Raw genomic sequence first — 16,655 nt, 5'->3', positions numbered from 1 at the left:
GAGGGGCGCAGGGCGCGAGACGATGCAGGCGTCCGTCGACGAGGATTCCTGAAGTGAGGTGACTGAGATGAAAGATCCAGAGTCCAGAACCATCTTCGCTGGCGTCGATGGACGTACCGACACCGAACTGCCCGAGTGGTACCGAGAGCGTCACGGGGATGCAGACCCCGTGACATTCGCCGAGGCGGTCCGCGATCTTCCGCAGGCCGTCGAGACGACCGTGGCGTACCAAAATCCGTACACCGACGAGTGGGTCGAGACGGAGCGGTTCAATGCGCTCGTCGAGCCGAGTCAAGCTCGGGAGCAGGCCCGAGATGAGGACGCGGAGACGGACCCGTTGTTCCACGTTCCCACAGACAGTTACGCGATCATCAACCCGGTCGACATCTACGGGCCGCTGGAGGAGGTCCTCCGGGAGGAGACCATCGACGGGACGCCGCTGGGCGAGGTGATGTTCGGCGAGATTCGACGCTACCGGGGCGGCGGCGAGGTCCACATGGACGTGATGTTCGACGGCCTTGAGGTGCGCCTGCCCGGTCGGTCGGACCCGATTACGATGGGCGTCACGTCGGGCTACGACTTCTTCGGCGAGCACGCCGTCTACGTGGAGGGGTTCGCCCAGGATGGCTACTGCTCGAACACGATGCGCTCGCTCACCGACAAGGAGGTTATCAAGCACGTCGGCGACGGGAGGAACTTCCGCACCTGGTGGGAGGAACTCCTCGCACAGGTCGAACTCGTCGCCGCCGACCTCTTCGAGTTCATCCGAGACGCCCAGGATATCGACCTCGACTTCTCGGAGCTCCCGTTCACCGTCACGGAGTTCTACACCCTGCTGGGCTTCCCGGACTACCTGGCCAAGCGTGCCGCCGGCGATGCAGAAGCCAATGCGGCGTCCCCCTTCGAGATCGATATGTGGACGCTGCATTCCGGCGCGACGTACGCGCTCACCCACTTCTTCCAGGGGAAAGAGGGGGCGTCCCTCGATCAGTACGTTCGGATTGCCAACGACATCCTGTTCAACCCGGAAAGCACGATCGAGCGCGTCGAGCAGGCCTACGAGCAGCAGCTAGAGGCAGACGGTGACGACGGGTCACAGGCCTCATTGGCCGGCGAACGAGCGCTGGCGAGCATCGAACGGGTCAGCGACGACCTGCAGGAGAAAGTCGAGCAGTTCGAAGAACGCGAGGACGCGCTGCGTGAGCGGTTCCAAGAGGCAATGGGCTAAGAGCAATCGGAGAGAAGATTCGCCAGGCGTGCTTCCGTTCTAGCGGCTGGAATCCACTGCTGACAGTATTAAGTGAGTAGGGGCGCACCCAGAGACCATGTCTATTGAGCATAATCCGACTCTCGACGCGCGAGAGCCACAGCAGGGGGATATAGAGACCTTTGAAGAGTTGGAGCCTGGTGACTCGGTCAAATTCTTTGAATGGCCCGTCGAGCCGTTGACCGTCATCGGCTGGGAAGAAGACGATAATGTCGGGAAGCGGGTGAGAGTAGAAGCAGAAGGCAGCGAGTCGTTTCTCTACCAGGTAAACGGCCACCTCTGGCATTACGTCCCTGAGGACGAGTTCGCCGGAGAAAGCAATCCCTTCCCAGTCCAGAATCTCACAGTACTCGAATCCCCAGAGGCCTAACCAGACTTGAGGGGAGTCCGTGGAGAATTGGTTTCTCTTTTGGAATGGCTCGGTTTACGCATTTCCGCTATTTTCTGTCGCCCACTCGAGTAACGGTTCCAGTCGTGTTCGAACCTCGTCGCCATCCTCTGTCAACGCATATTCGACACGCGGTGGGATTTCGTTGTACTGCGTCCGTGAGACGAGCCCTGCCTCCTCGAATTCGTTCAGGCGTTTCGAGATTGTCGACGTGCTCGCTGTCGGGAGGTGGTCTTCGATCTCCGCGAACCGCAGTGAGTCATGTGCGCCGATGATGCTAACGAGTTGCATCGCGTATTTTCGGCTCAACGTGTCGATAACTCCTGTGAGCGGACAGTAGCACGTCCCCTCAACATCGCACGTTGGCGCCGGTGAAGTAGTATCTGCCATAGCTTCGTAGCCTCCAACCTACTCTATAGCTTCGGACTCTGGAGCATAAGAACTTCCCGTCGTAAAGTATAGGCACTGATGACCCACACCTCCGACTATGATCTCGTGATTCTCGGCGGTGGCGCCGCAGCGTTCGCCGCGATCACTGAAGCGAGCCGGCGGGACCTCTCGACTGCGATGGTGAACACAGGCTTGCCGATTGGCGGGACCTGCGTGAACGTCGGCTGTGTCCCGAGTAAGCATCTTCTCGCCGTCGCCGAGAGCGGCGCTGCAGCGTCGGAGAATCCCTTCGACGCCGTTCGATACTCCGAGGAGCCGACCGTCGACTGGGCCGACGCACTCGACGGCACCGACGAACTCGTCGAACGGTTCCGGCAGGAGAACTACGTCGATATCGCCGAGCACTTCGAGACCGACATCTACGAGGGCTACGGCCAGCTGGTCGGCGACACGACTATCGAGGTCGTCGACGGCGCTGACGAGGGCGCGCGCATCACTGGGCAGAAGGCGCTCGTCGCGACCGGAAGTTCGCCCTGGGCGCCGCCCATCGACGGCCTCGGCGGCGTTGACTACTACACGAGCGAGACCATCCTCGAGGAGCGCGACCTCCCCGAGAGCATCGTGATGCTTGGTGGCGGATACATCGCGCTGGAGTGGGGCCAGATCCTCCACCGCGTCGGCGTCGACGTGACCATCCTCCAGCGCTCCGACCACGTCCTCTCGGACATGGAAAGCCAACTGGGTCGCGAGATGCAGCGCACGTTCGAGGAGGACGGCATCGAGGTAATGACCGGCAACGACTTCCAGCGCGTCCGCAGGCGAGCAGCCGACGGTGGAACCGAAGCGGTTCAGTCAATCGTCGCCGTCGAAACAGTCGTCGACGGCACCGAGCGGACAGTTACAAGGGACGCGCTGTTCGTCGCGACCGGCATCCAGCCGAACAGCGAGGGCATCGGCCTGGAAACGGTAGGGGTCGAAACAAACGACGACGGGACGATTCGTGTCGACGAACATTTCCAGACGACCAATCCCGACATCTACGCGGCGGGCGACGTGATCGGCGAACCCGAACTGGAGACGGTCGCCGCCAAGGAAGGCAATCAAGCCGTCAAGAACGCCTTCGGCGACGAGGGCGTCAGCATCGACTACGACGCAGTCCCGGCAGTCGTCTTCACCAGTCCCGAAGTCGCCGCAGTCGGCACGACCGAACTGGAGTACATGGACGAGCACGGCACCTGCTCGTGCCGAACCGTCCAGATGGAGGATGTCCCGCGGGCGAAGGCAGTCAAGAACACAGATGGCCTCGTCCAGGTCGTCAAACACCACGAGACTGACGAGATCGTCGGCGTCCACATGGTCGGCCCCCGTGCCGCTGACATGATCATGGAAGCGACGCTGGCGGTGAAGTTCAGCCTCACCGTCGATGACATCATCGACACCGTCCACCCGTTCCCGACGTTCTCCGAGGCGTTCAAACAGGCCTGTCAGGCGTTTCGGCGGGACACGTCGACGATGAGCTGCTGCGTTGAGTAATCCCCACCAGCATTATCCGAATTATGACCGTATCCAAGAATACAGTGATTCTCGTTCAATGTACCACCCGAGAAGCAACGGCAGACCACAATACAATCCAGATCGGGAGCCAGAGCGATGAGTAACGGATACGACTACGATCTGCTCGTGCTCGGGGGTGGGATGGCCGGCCTCCCCGTCGCGATGAAGTGTGCCTATTCGGGCATGGAGACGGCCCTTGTCGAGGAGGATCTCCTCGGTGGAACGTGTCTCAATCGCGGGTGTATCCCAACAAAGACTATGCTCCGGAGCGCGGAGGTCGCGAATCTCGCCCGCCGCAGCGAGGAGTTCGGCATCGACATCGACAGCGCAATCGAGGCCGACATGGAAGCGATTCTCGATCGCAAAGACGACATCGTCGAGAGCATCCGTGAGGGCGCCTATGAAAATGTCGAGGAAAACGAGAACATCGATTTCATCGAAGGCCACGGCGTCTTCACGTCACAAGACGAAGTCCAGGTCGACGACCAGACACTCTCGGCCGACCGGGTCATTATCAATACGGGGGCACGCCCGGCGAAGCCGCCGATCGACGGTCTCGACGCCGTCGAGGTCCACGACAGTACAGATTTGCTCGAGCTTGACGCAGTTCCCGATTCGCTTGCCGTCATCGGCGGGGGGTACGTCGGCTGCGAGTATGCCCAGATGTACAGCCGATTCGGCGCTGATGTCACCGTCTTCCAGCGCGGTGACCACCTCCTCCCGAACGAGGACCCCGAGGTGAGCGAGGTTATCGAGAGCGCCTTCGAAGACGAAGGAATCACCGTCCAGGCAGACGCGCCCGTGACGGCACTGTCGGAGACTGATTCCGGCATCCGAGTCGATGCCGATGGTGCCGGCGCCGTCACCGTCTCAGACGTCGCGCTCGCCGCCGGGCGGACGCCGAATACGGACGGTCTCCGCCTCGAAGATGTCGACGTGTCGCTCGATGAGCGAGGATTCGTCGAGACCGACGACAGCTTCGAAACGACTGCCGACGGTATCTACGCCATCGGCGACGTGAGCGGGCCACCGATGTTCACTCACTCCGCGCGCGACGACGCCGACCTCCTGTATCGACACCTCGCGAAAGACGAAACGATCAGCACCGAGGACCGAACCGTCCCGTGGGCTGTGTTCACCGACCCGCAGGTCGGCCACGTCGGACTGACCGAACAGGAAGCACGAGACGAAGGGTACGAGGTGGGCATCGGCCGCCAGGACTTCGCCGACCAGGGCAAGCCGAAGGCACTCGGTGAGACCGAGGGATTCGTCAAACTGGTCACCGACGCCGACACCGACGAACTCCTTGGTGCCCACGTCGTCGGCGAACAAGGGGCTGAAATCGTCCACGAACTCATCCTCGCCATCGAACTCGGCGCGACCGCCGACCAGATCGCCGACACGATGCACATCCACCCCACGCTCCCCGAGAGCATCAACTCAGCCGCCGGAGGTGTTCACAAACCCTCGTAACGCGTCTTGAAGCGAGTTATTACGTCACAGAGCAGGCGATATTTCACCGCGGAATCGGTCACTCAGCTGTCGATAAGAGTTCGTCGAGCTCCCCAGTTTCGCCGAGGTCGATGAGCGCGCGATTGAGCAGTTCTCGAACGACGAACTCCTTGTAGTGCTGGGATTCGCAGTATTCACACGGTTTCATCTCCTTGGCTACGGCCTCGATCTCGTCGCCGTGTTGCTCGGCGAGGGTCTCGATCAGCGCAGCTAGCTCTTCACGAGTCGTGTCCTGCGCCGGAGCAAGTTGCTCTCCGCTGCTTTCTGGAAGGTCGTACGAGAAGACCCGTGTGTTCGACTTGTAGTACTTCCGTGTCCCACCACCAGCTTCCTCGAGCCGCGCGATTTCGACCATCCCGGCGTCCTTTAGGACGTTCACATGGTGGCGGACCGTTGTTTCCGCCTTCTCCTCGCCGCGACGATGCAGTTCGTCGTGAATCTCCTCGATCGTCATCTCCTCGGTCGCGAGCATATCGAGGATCTTCGCCCGGACATCGTTCTCCAGCGCCTTCGCTTTCTCCGGGTCGGTGGTTACGACTTCCCGGATCGGTACGTCAGATTCAAGGAGCGCCATTCTTGTGAGGAGGTAGACGGACAACGACAGTAAGAGTAACGCCACTCACCCCACAGTGGTAGTATAACATCGAGACCGCTATAACTATCGTCGTAATGGTTATCCGCGTCGCACGGTAACCACCATCCACGATGGGAACGACACACGAACAATTCAACGTCGGGGGAATGTCCTGCTCGTTCTGTGCCGAGAGCATCAAGAAGGCCTACAGCCGAACCGATGGTGTCGAGGACGTCGACGTGAGTCTCGCCCACGAGGAAGTTCTCGTCGAATACGACAACGACCTGCTGAGTGAGGTCGAGGTGAAGGACACGCTCCGGGATCTCGGGTACACCATCCGCGACCCGGACAAAGCGAAGCGGTACGAGCAACAGCAGGCCGAACTCGCCGACGGCAAGCGCCGCCTCCTCCTCGCAGGTGGCGCATCTATCGTGGTCGCTGCCCTGATGGGGTGGATGATTCTCGTGATGGGACGCTTCGAGTCATCATCTCTTGTGATGGATCTGGTGACACTGGGGCTGGCGCTCGGGACGATGTTCGGTTCTGGACGGTACATCAAAGAGAAAGCCTACCAGAGCCTGCGCCGGGGGATCTTCAATCAGCACGTTCTCTTGGAAGCAGGTGCATTCGCAGGGTTACTTGGTGGGCTGCTCGGCCTGTTCGTGTTCCCTGGCTTCCCGACCGTCCACTTCTTCGCCGTTTCCGTGTTCATCACCACCTATCACATCCTTTCGGAGTACACCAGCCTCATCGTCCGCACGCGAGCTTCCCAAGCCGTCCAAGGCCTTCTCGACCTCCAGCCCGACACGGCACGCCGCGTCAGTGATGACGGTGATGTCGAGGAGGTTCCTGTCGACGACCTCGACATCGGTGATCGCGTCCGGGTCAAGCCCGGCGAGAACATCCCCGTCGACGGCGAAGTCGTCGAGGGTGAGTCTACAGTCGACGAATCGGTCGCCACCGGGGAGTCCATTCCCGAGGAGAAAACGGGCGGCGACACGGTGATCGGTGGCAGCGTCAACGAGACCGGGGCGCTGCTCATCGAGGTAACTGCAACCGGGGAGGACGCGTTCCTAAACCAGATCGCCCGCGAGATCGAGGAGGCGCGGGCGATGAAGCCCGGCATCATCCAGCTCGCCGACCGCGTGCTCAAGTATTTCGTCCCCGGCGTCTTGACGATCGCTGGGTTGTCGTTCCTCTTCTGGGTGGTCGCCCCCCTCGCGTGGGGAGCAGCCCCAAACGTCCAGCGCGGGGCGTTCGCGGCGCTGGCGGTCCTCGTGCTCGGCTATCCGTGTGCGCTCGGGATGGCGACACCGCTGGCCCTGATCCGGGGCGGCGGGAAGGCCGCGAACCGTGGCATCCTGATGCGCTCCGGTGACGCCTTCCAGATATTTCCCGACGTCGACCACATCGTGTTGGACAAGACCGGCACCATCACCGTCGGCGAACCCGCCGTTAGTGAGGTCGTCGCGTTCGGTGCCGACGAGGTGGATGTACTCACGACTGCGGCCAGTGCGGAGGCCTTCTCCGAACACCCGCTCGCTGATGCGATCCTCGAGGCCGCCGACGAGCAGGGCGGCGAGTACGCGGATCCTGACGCCTTTGACTCGGTGACCGGCAAGGGCGTCCGAGCGACCGTGGCCAGCGACGACGTGCTGGTCGGGAAAACGGGATGGCTCAGCGACGAGGGGATCGACCTGTCGAAGGAGAGCGACGACATTGAACGACTTCAGGGCCGCGGCCTCACCGTCGCCGGCGTTGTCCGTGACGGTGACCTGATCGGCTTGATCTGCATCGGCGACGAAATCAAAGCCGACGCCGCGGAGACCATCCGGCGGATGCGCGACGCCGGTATCACACCCATGATGCTCACCGGCGACAACGAACGCACCGCGCAGGCTGTCGCCGAGGAGGTCGGCATCGATCGCGTTATGGCCGACGTCCTGCCCGACGAGAAACGTGAAGAGATCGGTCACCTGCAGGAAGCCGGCCACCGCGTAGCGATGGTCGGCGACGGCATCAACGACGCCCCCGCACTCACGCAGGCGGACATCGGGATCGCGATCGGCGCAGGGACCGACATCGCCATCGAATCGGCGGACATCGTCCTGATGGGTGACCGGCTCGGCGGCGTGATGGACGCCTACGACATCGGGACCGAAAGCTACCGGAAGACCCGCCAGAATCTCGCGACGGCGTTCGCCTTCAACGGCATCGGCGTCGCCGCTGCGACCACCGGGCTCGTTCACCCGGTGTTCGCGATGCTCGCGATGGTGCTGTCGGTCTCGGCCGTCCTCGCCAACAGCTTCGCTGGTCAACTCCTCTCGGGCGAGGGTGTCAACACCGAGTTCGCCCTCGACGAACGCACGGACGATAACGTGAGCGACGGCCGAGCGGCGGCCGATTAGGCCACGACGTCGTAGCCAGCCTGTTCGATTGCCGCGTTCACATCGTCATCTGAGACCTCATCCTCGAGGACCACGTCGACCGTGTCAGCTTTGTGGTCGGCCTCGACCCGAGTCACACTATCGAGGTTTCGCAGGGCGGTCTCCACGTTCTGTTCGCACCCGTTGCACGACATCCCGGTGACTGAGATCGTCTTTCGCTCCATACGGGACTGTAAACACTCGCGGGGGATGGCCATTACGGTAACTGTTGTATCGGTTTTACCCTATGAGAGGTGGGGCGTTATCGTCCGGAGAGTTGTTTGTGTCGGCCCCAACGGGGGTGGAGGCTCTTTGAGATGGGGTCCACTGACGAGCAAGAGAGTAACGAATTCTCGCCAGAGAAGCGGCTTGAAGCATCGAACACGCGCCTGATCAAGGCAGGAATCGCGACGATTCCGGATATGGAAACCCTCCAAGAGTGTGTTGCCTACGAGAACGCCAACCAGAATCGAACGCAGATCCTGCGCCGGCTCAAGTGGAAGGCTGAAGAGCTACGTGAGGGCGAAGAGTAAGCTCTATCCTTAACCAACACACTCCACGTGGGTTTCCCCATTGTTGGTTAACAGGGTGTGCCTCAGTTTTTCGGCCCCCTCGATGGGTGCGAGGCAGCCAGCAGCGGCCTCGCGGGATCGAATAGAAGCTCAGTCAGCATCAACAGGTAACGACTCACAAACACGAGAACTGACATTCAAATACCAAGCCGGGACCAAACTGAGTGATTCAATCACATCACAAATCATGGGCAAGAAGCTGTACTCAGACGAAGAACTCCTCAATCGTCTCCGGGAATTCGCGTCGGAACTCGGGCGGCCCCCGTCGCAGAATGAGATGAACGAGTCCGGCACTCATGCCGCAAAGACCTACGCGGACCGTTTCGGGTCGTGGAATGAAGCGCTCAAGACTGCCGACCTTGAGACGGGAACAAACGAACCAAACGGAAGACCAGCGACACCGAAAGCCGATCTTCTTGTGGACCTCAAATCAGTCGCTGAAATCGTAGGAGAGGCACCTTCAGAGCGAACCTACAGAAGTTACGGGAAGTACTCGGTGAAAACGTACTGCAAGCGATTCGGCGGGTGGAACTCAGCTCTACGGGCAGCTGGGTTGGAGCCCAACGTTGAACTGAATCTCTCCGAAGAAGCACTTATTGCTGCTCTACAGGAGTTCGCTGAGGAACTTGGCCGCCCACCCACGACAGACGAGATGGATCAAGATGGTCCGTACACCTCGGATCCGTACAAACGGGCCTTCGGAAATTGGAATCAGGCTCTTCAGAGGGCTGGCTTAGAAATAAACTATACACGAAACGTGAGTGAAGACACTCTGCTGTCTGAACTCAAGAGACTCAGCGAAGAGTTGGGACACATTCCGCGCAAAGAGGAGATGCAGGACCAGGGAAAATGGAGCGGATCGGTCTACCAGAAGCGGTTCGGTTCTTGGAACGAGGCGCTTACAGCCGCTGGCTTCGAGCCAAATACCCGGTGGCGAATTCCACGTGAGGGTTTATTGACCGAATTGCGAGAGCTCGCCGAAGAGTTGGGTCATCCGCCGACAACGGGTGAGATGATTAAACACGGGGAATTCACGACCCAGCCGTATCGGCGCGTATTCGGATCATGGCGAACAGCCCTACAGGCGGCCGATCCAGACTATTTAGACGACTACCGCCAGTCAAATACCGAGACAGTACCGTTCGGCTCGAACTGGCCACAGATTCGTGAGGAAATCATTACCCGTGACAATGAATCCTGTCTGCGCTGCGGTATGGGCCGCGAAGCTCACCGCGATAAATTCGGACGTGATCTCCCGGTTCATCATAGGATCCCTCGACGCCGGTTCTACAACGACCCAGACCGGTCGGTCGACGATGCAGATGTACCGAGTAACCTGTTGACTCTCTGTATCCCGTGCCACCGCCGCCTCGAACGGCTTCCAGTCCAACCAGTGGTTGACTAACAAGCGAAGTTCCACGTTCAGCACGATAGTCTGCCGGCGAGCAGAGCGTCTACCTCCCGCCGGCGTGACTTCGCGACCTGTTTTTCGTGCCCCCAGAGAGGGCGAGGGCTCCTTCGAGAGCCCTCAGAGGTGACTTCCAGTGAGTCAACAACAGCGTCCTGACAACGTCTCGATCGACGAGATCCCGGTCGACATCGACAACACGCAATCAGCGGAGGTCGATTCCGCCGATGTCCCCGACGAAATCGAGTCCATCACCCGTGGGCTCGCCGGTGAGCAGCCGCCGACGAATCCCATAGTGGTTCTCAAGGCGGCCCGGTGGTGGTACATTCACGGCAAGGGCGGCACGGATCCCGCCTTCCAGTGGGCCATCGAGTGGGCGCGTCATCTTGCGACCGACACGCCCAGTGACGTCGAGCGGTTCGACGAGTTCCTCGAGTACCTCGTCACGGTCGGCTTTGCGGACGAACGCCACGAGCTCCGCTGACCGACAGAGCGGTTTTTTGAACGCCCCTGAGGGGTGCGGCGCGGTCTGAACAGACGCAGTCGCCGTGAACTTGATTCGGTGAACACGATGTCCACGATCAGAGACTCGTCGGTCTCCTTCGACCAGACCGACACACGATCCGACGAGATGAACAGTACCATCGAACAGTGGATCGACGACCTCGTCGCCGGCGTCGACAACGCGCAGGCCAGCGTGGAGTTCCAAGAGTGGCTCGACGTCCAGAGTCGCTTCCACGACTACTCCTACCGGAACACGCTCCTCATCAAGCGGCAGTGTCCCGAGGCGAGCCGGGTGGCGGGCTACCGGACGTGGCAGGAGGAGTTCGACCGCCACGTCAAGGAGGGTGAGTCGGCCATCTGGATCTGGGCGCCGATCATCACCAAGCAGTGCCCGGAGTGCGAGAATTCGCCGAGCTACCACGAGGACAGTGATTGTGAGTACGACGAGACGCCGCCCGAGGAGTGGTCCGAGGGCCTGGTCGGGTTCAAACCCGCACCGGTGTTCGACATCTCCCAGACCGAGGGCGAGCCGCTTCCCGACCTGGACACGGAAGCGACCGGCGACGCCGGCGACCTCGTCGAACAGTTGACTGGCGCCGCTGACGACCTCGGCGTGACGGTGCAGATCGTTCCAGCCGAGGAGTGGACCCACGGCGAGGCAAAGGGCATCTGCGAGCAGCTGAGCCTCGTCGACGTTCAGCCGCTCGTCGAGGTGCGTGATCGGGAGAACGAGGCCGACCTCGCGCGGACGCTAATTCACGAGTACGCCCACGCTCTGCTCCACTTCGACGTCGACGACGACACCGAGCGGGCGAAACGCGAGGTCGAGGCCGAAGCCGTCGCATATGTCGTCGGGCGGTACTGTGGGTTGGACACTAGCGGGTCGGCGTTCTACCTCGCTGCGTGGGAGTCGGACGATCCCGAGGTCGTTCGCGAGCGGCTCGGACGGATCAGTTCTACAGCAGAAGAGCTCATCGACGTGCTCGAAGGAGACTCCTCGTCCCAACATAGTTAACCAACAGAGTGATGGATTCCTTCCGTTCTGTTGGTTAAGTTTTTCAGCGCCCGCCGAGGGGCGGAGGCGCATTCAGACCTCCGTCGAATGATGACTGAACCCAATCTCACGACGGTCCTCGAGGAAGCCGAGCACGTTGCCGAGCAGCACGACCAGGTCGCTCGTACGACAGACAACCAAGCCCACGAGTACCTCCGATACGCCGTTCTTCGGGTGCTTGAAGGCGAGGCGGACCACCTCCCAGCAGACTGGACGCCGACCGACGGCGTGACCGTCGGCTACGGGAGCGATGAGGCGATGTTCGATAGCTGGGGCTCCAGCGAAGACTGGTGGGAGACCGTCCCGCCGCGAGAAGCGTGTACCCGCTTCCGGGTGTTCTTCCCGGACGACCACCAGGCAGTTCCTCGCGCCATTGTCGACGTGATGGCCGCGCTCGGTGCCTGGCGCGTCTGGACTGGGAGCGCAGCCGCGTGCGGCTCCTACGACCATCGCGAGCGTCGCGAGGTCCACTACCTCTGGCCGGAAGGCCATCCGGTGGAGGAAGTGCTTCACGAGCGGCTCAGTGGCCCTGCGGAAGCCGTCGCTCCCGACGGTGGCCGAACAGGCGACGTTCGCGACCGACTGGTCGTCGACGAGAACGCACAGTCGGAGGACGATCTTGAGCCCCGCACGAAGCGTGCCGTCGCCGAAGCGATGGACGTCTCACTCCTCTCGAAGGGTGGCCGCTACGAGGTACAGTCTGCGTCAGGGAACCGGTACGAAGTCGACGTCATCGACGAATCGTGTACCTGTCCCGACTGGCAGCAACGTTCACCCGAGGGCGGCTGCAAGCACCTGCGCCGCGTCGATCACGAGATTAAACGGGGCCGCGTTCCCCGACCAGACGGCCGCCTTCCCTCCCCGTAGTCGTGGCCAGACTACTCCACGGGACGGACTGTGTCGCCATCCCGACGGACCCGGTCGAACGTTGAGAGATACGCGATCCGGTCGTGAACCTCCTCGTCATCCAGCTCCAGTTCCGCGGCCAGTTCGTCGACGGTCATCGGTTCATCGAGTGCCTGGAGGACTTCGAGCCCCCGGTAGTACCTATTCGTCAGTTCCTGAACGCGCCCCTCGATCGGCGTGGTTACTCCGTACCGCTCCTCGAGTTCGACCAGGGCCTCGTTCGCGAACGTGGCGAACTGATCGTCCCCCAGGCGTTCGATCTGGGCTTCGAGTTCAGTCCGGACGACGTCGTAATCGAGACCGGCCTGTACGAGCATATTCATGTCCTCGATGTCGTCGTCGCGGCCTGCGATCGCCTTGAACAGGAAGATATCTTCGTTGCTGACCAGCCGGACCGTCAGTTGATCTGTGTCGAGGAACGGCTCGCTGCGCTCTTGCATCCCGTCGGTGAGCACGAGCTTGTTCGCGACCTGCTGGTTGAAGATGTCAAGGCGACACCCGTCGTCGTTCTCAACGCAGCTCGTTGCCCCCAGCGCCCGATAATCTGGATCCAGCGATTGAACCTCCGCATACCCGAGGTCCATCAAGACGGCCCACAGCTGACCGTACGCGTCGCCATCCGGGACGACCAGGTCGATATCTTTCGTCGCCCCCTTGAGGTCGCGCAGCGACATCGCGCCACCACCGATCAGGTAGACCGCGAGCGGGGCTGAGAGGCCATCCACGATCCGCTGGAATTCGTTCTCGATGTACTCGCGTCCGAATGTTGGTCTCATTTTGGTAATGGCACCTCGTAGTCAGCCGCCAGCTCCTGGAACTCGTCCCACTCCGGGAGTCGGTCGTCGTCTACCTCGCCGTGCGTCTCGAGGTAGCGGAGCAAGGCGTCGATATCGTCTTCGAGGCCATACTTCGCCGCCTGCTCTCGGAGGGCCGCCTCGTCGACGTCGACGTGGCTGAGCAGGAGGAGACAGTACGAGCGGTGGCGGCTGCCGTCGTCGATCAGCAGCGTGTGACAGCAAAGTTCCGCCGGCGAGACTGCGTCGAGATCCTCGGAGTAGACGTAGTAGCGGTGGCCGGTGAGCAGGAACTGGAGGTCGAAGGCTGCGAACCGAGCGAGGCCGGTTTCGTGGAACGCCGCCGCGTCGATCTCCGTCTCTGCCTGCGCGAGGAATTCGTCGTAGTCCTCCCAGAGAATCGTCCCCTTCGGGGCAACGGCTTCGAGACGCTGGCGATGTAGATGATGTACGAGTTCCCGGGCGAACTCGTGGAGGCGGTCGAAGTCAGCGTTGAACTCGTAGTGGCCGTCGGCCGTCCCGACGAGACCACGGTCACGAAACCGCTTGAGGACGCGGTTAACCGTGTTGCGGTAGTTGTCGCTCCGGTCGGCGATTTCGGAGACGGTTCGCGGCTGGTCGAGGTAGTACAGCACTTCGAGTGCCTTGCCCGTCAGCAGTTCGGGGAAGTCGATATGGGAGTGCTGGCGGACGAGGTCCCGGTAGAGTTCGACGGCGCGAGCATCCGACGGAACGACTCGTTTTCGCCGCCCGTCGCGTTCCGTGAAGACGAGTCCCTTTTCGACGAGGTCGGCGACGGCACGAGAGAGGTAGCTCTCGCTGTGGTTGAGCTTCGTCGCGAGTTCGGAGATCGTGTCGCCGCGGTCGACCGTGGCGAGGACCTCGAGTTCGATACGCCGGAGCACGGTGTAACATAGTACGAAACTGCCATATAAAGAAGTTTCGAGTAGTGTTACATCCAGCAAGCACGGGAGCCGTCTCCATCGTCTTAACCAACAAAACTATGGATTCGTGGGCCGTGTTGGTTAACACGAGAGTCGCCGATGTCCTACGAACCCCCGACCCCACCGGCGAACCTCCCGACGGAGATCGTCAACACGCTCAACGAGTCGGACCCGGAGCAGCTCCGAGACGTTGCGACGTACGCTGAGGCGCTCGCCGAGCACAAGGAACGAGAGGCCCGTCTCGAGGAGTCGGCAGATCAAGAAGAGGTCGAAGAACGGCCAGACGATCTTCCGGACGACGTCCCGGCCAAAGCAACGATCACGATCAAGGAAATCAACGACAATCGCTACTACTACTGGCAGTGGCGGGAGGGAGAGAAGATTCGTTCTCAGTACAAGGGTCCGGTCAACCCGGACGAGTAAAACTCGATGATGGAGGACACCCACCCCACGTTTCCGTCGTAACTGGATGTTGGTGGAGGGGGTGGCGCTGATTTCGAAGGGACCACACCCCCCGCGTTTCCGTCGTTTCTCCACGACGGCATAGGGAGAGGCTACGATAGCGCTATGCAGCCACTAATTCTGTTGACCTAGAACCAATCTAGAGAAGAACTAACTTCTCCAACACATAGATTAAAGTAGTATAGCTGAGAAACGCTCATTAAGTGTACTTCAACCAAGGAGGGGGCGAAGTACTTCGCCCCCTCAGATGAAACGATCCTTTCCAGCTGCTTCTGTAGGCGGCCAGTATTGGACGGCTAGGCCGCTCTCGTCTTTGGTATCCCGTCGTGGATGTCTTCTTCGAGTCCCCTCCCCACCTGTTCGGTGATTACGACGGAAACGTGGGGTGTGTGGGTTCGGGATTCGACAACAACGCGCCGCTTCCGTCTACGGGTTTCCTCTCTCACGTCGGAAACGCGGCTATATTGTCAGCAATCCAATTCCACCGAATAACGGCATTTTCCCGCTGATATCGGACAAGGAACGTCGGAAACGTGGGGTGGCGTTCTCCACTAGATTTATACTCCCCCCGCCCACACCGTGTGATATTCAATGACGCCCGACTCTTCACCCAGTTCTGTCGACGATCCACTCTTTGAATCCGGGCATCGCATCTTCGCGAACAAGGATCTCCTGAAAATCGGCCACGTTCCGGAGGCTGACCGGATCGTCGGTCGCGACGAGGAAATCTCGAAGCTCGCGAAACGTCTCAACGGTGCTGTCCACGGGTACTCCCCAGAAAACGTGATGATCTACGGGAAAACGGGGACTGGTAAATCTCTCGTTTCGAAACACGTCTGCCAACGAGCTCAGAATGCCGCTCAGGATGGCGTCGAGATTGGAACCGCGTATATCGACTGTGCTGAAGACAACACGGAGACTCAAGCAATCTCCTCACTGGCCGCGAAGCTGAACGATGAATCTTCGACTGGAATCTCCGTCCCCCATACCGGCCTCAGTACGTCGAAATACTACAAACTCCTCTGGAAGACGCTCGACGCTCAATTCGATTCTGTGATCATCATCCTCGACGAGATCGATCTGATGAACGACGACAGCGTGCTGATGAAGCTCTCGCGCGCTGAGGAGGCGGGAAAAATCGACTGTAGCGTCGGTGTCATCGCGATCAGCAACAAGATCCAGTACGTCGACAACGTGAACGAGCGCGTGAAAAGCAGCTTCCAGCACAAGGAGCTGTTCTTCAAGCCATACGACGCCAACCAGTTACGGGAGATTATGTTCAACCGTGAGGACGCCTTCCAGGACGGCGTCCTTTCCGAGGACGTGATTCCGCTCTCGGCGGCCTTCGCCGCGCAGGAGCACGGTGACGCTCGGAAGGCGATCGACATTCTTCGCCACGCCGGGGAGGTCGCCTACGAGGCCGGAGCAGAGCAGGTGACGGAGGAACACGTCCGCCAGGCACAGCAGCACGCCGAAAAGGACCGGTTCAGAGAACTCGTGAACGGCGCACCCACGCAGGCGAAGGCGGCGTTGCTGGCGCTCACGGAGCTGAGTGTCAACAGCAACGACGATGCGTTCCTCACGAGTCGGGTGTACGACCAGTACGAACGCATCTGCAACCATCTCGATATGGATATCCTCTCCGTCCGCCGGTTTCGCGACATCCTGAAAGAGCAAGCCTTCCTCGGGGTTGTCGAAATCGAGAAGATCAACAAGGGGAGTGCGGGCGGCATCCACCTCCAGAACCGACTCATCGAAGATCCCCAGGTCGTCCGCGAAACGATCCTCGAGGACAGCCGGATGCAGGACTGGACTCGCGAGTAGTGACCCCCTACTACTGAGTGAGTGCGGACGACGGAAATCCGGGGTGGGGCGTGAGGAAACGACGGAAACGAGGGGG

At 60.7% G+C, this 16,655-nt stretch carries 17 protein-coding genes; 12 read left to right on the top strand and 5 right to left on the bottom strand.

The features are described 5' to 3' along the window. Window positions 1-67 precede the first annotated feature (67 nt). Together FGM06_RS15450 and FGM06_RS15445 are read left to right on the top strand one after the other, a co-directional pair. Entirely contained in the window at window positions 68-1,228 is a 1,161-nt protein-coding gene (locus FGM06_RS15450; RefSeq protein WP_144800160.1) for a hypothetical protein, read from the top strand. A gap of 97 nt (window positions 1,229-1,325) precedes the next feature. Beyond that, window positions 1,326-1,637, top strand: a complete 312-nt coding sequence (locus FGM06_RS15445; RefSeq protein ID WP_144800159.1) for a hypothetical protein — start codon at window positions 1,326-1,328, stop codon at window positions 1,635-1,637. 54 nt (window positions 1,638-1,691) lie between these two features. On the opposite strand, the gene FGM06_RS15440 is transcribed toward FGM06_RS15445, so the two are convergent. Next, window positions 1,692-2,045, bottom strand: a complete 354-nt coding sequence (locus FGM06_RS15440; protein ID WP_144800158.1) for a winged helix-turn-helix transcriptional regulator — start codon at window positions 2,043-2,045, stop codon at window positions 1,692-1,694. 78 nt (window positions 2,046-2,123) lie between these two features. On the opposite strand from FGM06_RS15440, the gene merA reads away from it, so the two are divergent. Next, window positions 2,124-3,578: a mercury(II) reductase gene (gene merA / locus FGM06_RS15435; RefSeq protein WP_144800157.1), complete on the top strand. Its 1,455-nt coding sequence runs from the start codon at window positions 2,124-2,126 to the stop codon at window positions 3,576-3,578. A 117-nt stretch (window positions 3,579-3,695) separates the two neighbouring features. Then, a complete protein-coding gene (gene lpdA, locus FGM06_RS15430; protein WP_144800156.1) occupies window positions 3,696-5,072 on the top strand; it encodes a dihydrolipoyl dehydrogenase in 1,377 nt (458 codons plus the stop codon). A 58-nt stretch (window positions 5,073-5,130) separates the two neighbouring features. Here the strand turns inward: lpdA and FGM06_RS15425 are convergent, their stop codons facing one another. Beyond that, a complete protein-coding gene (locus FGM06_RS15425) occupies window positions 5,131-5,685 on the bottom strand; it encodes an ArsR/SmtB family transcription factor (protein ID WP_144800155.1) in 555 nt (184 codons plus the stop codon). Window positions 5,686-5,816: 131 nt separating this feature from the next. Between FGM06_RS15425 and FGM06_RS15420 the strand changes: the two genes are divergently transcribed. Further along, on the top strand, window positions 5,817-8,093 hold the full coding sequence (locus FGM06_RS15420; RefSeq protein ID WP_144800154.1) for a heavy metal translocating P-type ATPase: 2,277 nt from the start codon (window positions 5,817-5,819) through the stop codon (window positions 8,091-8,093). Here FGM06_RS15420 and FGM06_RS15415 read toward each other — a convergent pair. Continuing rightward, the gene (locus FGM06_RS15415; protein WP_144800153.1) at window positions 8,090-8,296 is read right to left on the bottom strand and encodes a heavy-metal-associated domain-containing protein; all 207 of its coding nucleotides are present in this window, start codon (window positions 8,294-8,296) and stop codon (window positions 8,090-8,092) included. The genes FGM06_RS15420 and FGM06_RS15415 overlap by 4 nt on opposite strands. 132 nt (window positions 8,297-8,428) lie before the next feature. On the opposite strand from FGM06_RS15415, the gene FGM06_RS15410 reads away from it, so the two are divergent. From FGM06_RS15410 to FGM06_RS15390, 5 genes are all read left to right on the top strand, one after another. After that, window positions 8,429-8,644: a hypothetical protein gene (locus FGM06_RS15410; protein ID WP_144800152.1), complete on the top strand. Its 216-nt coding sequence runs from the start codon at window positions 8,429-8,431 to the stop codon at window positions 8,642-8,644. A gap of 226 nt (window positions 8,645-8,870) precedes the next feature. Continuing rightward, window positions 8,871-10,088, top strand: coding sequence for a homing endonuclease associated repeat-containing protein (locus FGM06_RS15405; protein WP_144800151.1), 1,218 nt, complete (start codon window positions 8,871-8,873; stop codon window positions 10,086-10,088). A 139-nt stretch (window positions 10,089-10,227) separates the two neighbouring features. Beyond that, window positions 10,228-10,575, top strand: a complete 348-nt coding sequence (locus FGM06_RS15400) for a hypothetical protein (RefSeq protein ID WP_115821801.1) — start codon at window positions 10,228-10,230, stop codon at window positions 10,573-10,575. 87 nt (window positions 10,576-10,662) lie between these two features. After that, entirely contained in the window at window positions 10,663-11,610 is a 948-nt protein-coding gene (locus tag FGM06_RS15395; protein ID WP_144800150.1) for an ArdC-like ssDNA-binding domain-containing protein, read from the top strand. Window positions 11,611-11,700: 90 nt separating this feature from the next. Continuing rightward, entirely contained in the window at window positions 11,701-12,516 is an 816-nt protein-coding gene (locus tag FGM06_RS15390) for a hypothetical protein (RefSeq protein ID WP_144800149.1), read from the top strand. 11 nt (window positions 12,517-12,527) lie between these two features. On the opposite strand, the gene FGM06_RS15385 is transcribed toward FGM06_RS15390, so the two are convergent. Both FGM06_RS15385 and FGM06_RS15380 read right to left on the bottom strand, forming a co-directional pair. Then, window positions 12,528-13,331: a DUF6036 family nucleotidyltransferase gene (locus FGM06_RS15385; protein ID WP_144800148.1), complete on the bottom strand. Its 804-nt coding sequence runs from the start codon at window positions 13,329-13,331 to the stop codon at window positions 12,528-12,530. Further along, a complete protein-coding gene (locus tag FGM06_RS15380; protein WP_144800147.1) occupies window positions 13,328-14,254 on the bottom strand; it encodes a helix-turn-helix transcriptional regulator in 927 nt (308 codons plus the stop codon). The genes FGM06_RS15385 and FGM06_RS15380 overlap by 4 nt, the downstream gene beginning before the upstream one ends. A 138-nt stretch (window positions 14,255-14,392) precedes the next feature. Between FGM06_RS15380 and FGM06_RS15375 the strand changes: the two genes are divergently transcribed. Further along, window positions 14,393-14,716: a hypothetical protein gene (locus tag FGM06_RS15375; protein ID WP_092893735.1), complete on the top strand. Its 324-nt coding sequence runs from the start codon at window positions 14,393-14,395 to the stop codon at window positions 14,714-14,716. Between the two features lie 630 nt (window positions 14,717-15,346). Then, on the top strand, window positions 15,347-16,579 hold the full coding sequence (gene orc4, locus FGM06_RS15370; protein ID WP_049908454.1) for a DNA replication protein Orc4: 1,233 nt from the start codon (window positions 15,347-15,349) through the stop codon (window positions 16,577-16,579). The last annotated feature ends 76 nt before the right edge of the window (window positions 16,580-16,655 follow it).

It is taken from the genome of Halorubrum depositum (genome assembly GCF_007671725.1).
Taxonomy (GTDB): Archaea; Halobacteriota; Halobacteria; order Halobacteriales; family Haloferacaceae; genus Halorubrum; species Halorubrum depositum.
Note: the sequence above shows the minus strand (reverse complement) of the source record. Positions and strands in the feature narration are given on the sequence as shown.